Raw genomic sequence first — 3,139 nt, forward strand, 5'->3', positions numbered from 1 at the left:
CGGGGCGCGGGCAGGTCGTCGGCGGCTCGGACGCCCCGCGCGCCCGCGTCCGGCACGCTCCCGCCGCAGGCGGCGGCGTGCACCCCGAGCAGGTCGGCGGCCGACCCGCCCTCGCGCTGCACCCGCGCGCCGTCACGCAGCAGGTCGGCCGGCACGTCGGTCGCGGTGCGCGGCGCGCTCAGCGGGTCACCTCGGTGCTCTCGGTCACGAGGTAGAACTTGAAGTCGGTGCGCCCGGCCGGACCGCGCTCGGCCGGGATCGGGTGCTCGGCGAACCAGTCGAGGTAGCGCTGGTAGGCGTCCTCGTCGGCGTAGTGCATCTCGGCGATCCGGTAGAACGTCAGCCCCTCGGGCACGTCGGCGGAGCCGCCGGACGCCTGCCGCACCGGTCGCAGCACCTTGTTGAACACGATCCGGTCCAGGTGCGGGTTCGCGAGCAGGTCGGGCGCGTGCACCTCGAACAGCCAGCGCTCGTACTCCTCGGGGCTCACGCCGGGCTGGATCTCGTAGCCGAGGATGGTCTTGACGCTCATCGGTCTCCTCCGTGGGGGTGCGGGTCGGTTGGGGTGGCGGGTCTCGGGGCGGGGTCGAGCGGCGGACCGGCGGTCCAGTCGAAGGACTGCGCGCCCTCGCCGAAGCCCTCGAGCCGCACGCGGTACGGGCGCACCCGCAGCCCGACCAGGTCGGCGCGCACCTGCTCGGGGTCGCGGACCGGCGCCTTGGTGCGCCCGGCAGCGCGCTGCTCCTCGAGGTGGCGGCGGTAGGTGGCCTCGGTCCAGGCGTCGTCGGCCACCTCGGCGGTGCCGCGCACCAGGACGGCGCGCGGTGGCAGCGCGCCGACGTCGAACACGTGCGGGTGCTCGTTCGAGGCGCCGGCGGCGGGGGTGCCGGTCCAGACCAGCAGCACCCGGGGGTCGCGGGTCACCTGGGCGAGCCGCGCGTGCGTGCGCCGGTGCACGAGCGCGACGGACCAGTCGTCGGCGAGGAAGGCCGTCGCGGTCCGCGCGACCGGGTAGCCGCGGACGTCGAGCGTCACGACCTGCGCGAACGGCACCTCGTCGCGGGCGAAGGCCAGCGCGCGTCCCAGCACGTCGTCGGGCGGACGGGTCACGACGCCTCCCCGGCGACCAGCCGGACCGGTCGGGCCTCCCGCGGGGCGCGGCGCCAGCGGGAGCGCACCTCGGCCTCGGACCACTCGCGGTCGGGCAGCAGCACGTGCTCGATCTCGACCTCCACCGGTGCGGCGAACGGGAACGGGTCGAGGTGCACCTCGCCCGGGCGAGCGACCCAGGCCGTCACCTGCACCTCGTCGGCGCCGGGACGCGGCGCGACCGGCGGCAGCAGCACCCGCTCGGGCGCGTGCTCGAGCAGGCGCAGCTGCGGGCCGAACGTCACCGGCGGCCCGGCGGGCGACGGCCTGTCGAGGGGGGCGGTGACCAGGTGCAGCGAGAGCAGGTCCCACAGCTGGAGCAGCGCGTGGTGGTGCCAGGCGCGGGTCTCGAACGCGCGGCGCGGCTCGTCGTCGGTCCACACCTCGTCGAGCACGTCGACCCAGCGCCGCTGCTCGGCGCGCACGACGCGGTCCTGCAGCGCACGGTCGGCGTCGCCGCCGACGCGGGCCACCGCGCCCGGCCGGGCCCAGCGTCCCCGGTAGAGGCCGGTCCAGTGCATGCCGACGAGCAGCCCCGCGTAGGCGTCGGCGGCGGTCACGGTGCGGATGCCGTCGCGGTAGAGCCGCACGTGCTCGTCGGCCGCGACGTCGAGGAAGTGCAGCGGACGCCGCTCGTCGGGGTCGAACAGCAGCCGGGCGTCGCGGCGGCGCCAGCCCTCGTCGTGCCGGGCCGCAGCGAGCACGACGGCCGCGCGCGGCTCGGGGGCGTCGACCACGTCGCCGCCCCAGGCGGCAGCCAGCTCGCCGGCCAGCCGCCCGTGCTCCACCTGCGTGACCAGCCGCAGCGCGCCCTCCTCCCGGGTGACGATCACGACGCGGCGCCCCGCAGGACGCGGGCGAGGTCGCGGGCCGTGCCGCCAGCGGCGAGTGCGTGGACGGCGGCCAGCACGTCGTCGCCGGCGCCGTCGAACCGGTGCCGCAGCAACCGGGAGGCCTTGTCGCGCAGCTGGTCCCGCGACAGCGGGTCGCCGGCGTCACCGCGCGGCACGCGGCTCGACGCGGTGCGCGACGTGCCGTCGGCCAGCACCACCTCGACGTCGGCCGGACGACCGTGGGCGGCGAGCCGGTCGAGGTCGGCGTCGTGCACGACCTCGACGCGGCCGGCGAGGTCGAGCACGGCTGGGTCGCAGACGACCTCGTCGGTCAGCGCGCTCTCGTCGAGGCGTCCGGCCACCAGCGCGACGGCCACCGACGTCGGGACGCTGAACCGCGCCGCGAGCTCGCCCCCGGCCACCCGGTCGAACTGGGCGGCGCCGGCCGCGCAGCGCACGACGACGCGCTCGACGTCGGCGGCGAGCACGCCCGCGGCCACCAGGTCGGCCACGGCGTCGTTCACGCCGTGCAGGTGCGCGCAGGTGGGGTGCGACTTCACGTAGCCGCCGAGCACCTCCCAGGTGGTCCAGCCGTCCGGCCCGGCACCCGGCGCCCCGGCCGACGCGTCCCAGCCCGCGGCGGCGACGGCGCCGAGGTGGCGGCCGGGTGCGCCCGGCGCGGGGGCGAGCCCCGACGCGGCGGCGCGTCCCAGCGAGAGACCGGTCTGCACCGACGCACCGAGGAAGGCGTGCGAGCCGGTGAACCCGTCGAAGACCGTGGTCGCGTCGGTGACGAGCACCGCAGCGGACGCGAGACCGACTGCGCGCGCGTGGGCCTCGGCGTCACCGGGTGCCAGCAGGTGGACTGCGGCGACGGCCGCGGCGACCTCGCCCCAGGTGCCGATGTCGTGCACGCCGACGGGTGTGCCGCCCATCGCCCGCCCGAGCCGGGTGCCGACCTCGTAGCCGGCGAGCACCGCCGACAGCACGACCTCGCCGGGGGCGTCGACCTCGGCGCCGAGCACCAGCGCGGCGGTGGCGGCGTGCGACGCCGGGTGGCCGCGGGCCGGACGGTGGCCGTCCTGCAGCTGGTCGGCCGCGACCCCGGCGCCGGCGGGCACCGGCAGCCGCGAGGACAGCACGAGCGCGAGCGCCCC

Annotated in this window: 4 protein-coding genes; all 4 read right to left on the reverse strand. The window is 77.8% G+C overall.

Going from position 1 to position 3,139, the window contains the following annotated elements:
* Window positions 1-178: 178 nt before the first annotated feature.
* Complete coding sequence (locus tag ACYVKY_RS09410) at window positions 179-532, reverse strand: EthD domain-containing protein (protein WP_460434714.1); 354 nt, start codon at window positions 530-532, stop codon at window positions 179-181.
* Window positions 529-1,110 (reverse strand): pyridoxamine 5'-phosphate oxidase family protein, encoded by a 582-nt coding sequence (locus ACYVKY_RS09415; protein ID WP_460434715.1) that lies wholly within the window; start codon window positions 1,108-1,110, stop codon window positions 529-531. Before ACYVKY_RS09415 ends, ACYVKY_RS09410 begins: the two co-directional genes overlap by 4 nt.
* Entirely contained in the window at window positions 1,107-1,982 is an 876-nt protein-coding gene (locus tag ACYVKY_RS09420; protein WP_460434716.1) for a DUF3891 family protein, read from the reverse strand. Before ACYVKY_RS09420 ends, ACYVKY_RS09415 begins: the two co-directional genes overlap by 4 nt.
* The coding region (locus ACYVKY_RS09425; protein ID WP_460434717.1) for an MmgE/PrpD family protein at window positions 1,979-3,139 on the reverse strand (1,161 nt) is incomplete at its 5' end. The genes ACYVKY_RS09420 and ACYVKY_RS09425, both read right to left, overlap by 4 nt.

It is taken from the genome of Angustibacter speluncae (assembly GCF_054777815.1).

Excerpts from the sequence above, each read along its gene's own strand:
- ACYVKY_RS09410 (WP_460434714.1), bottom strand. The coding sequence starts at position 532 with ATGAGCGTCAAGACCATCCTCGGCTACGAGATCCAGCCCGGCGTGAGC.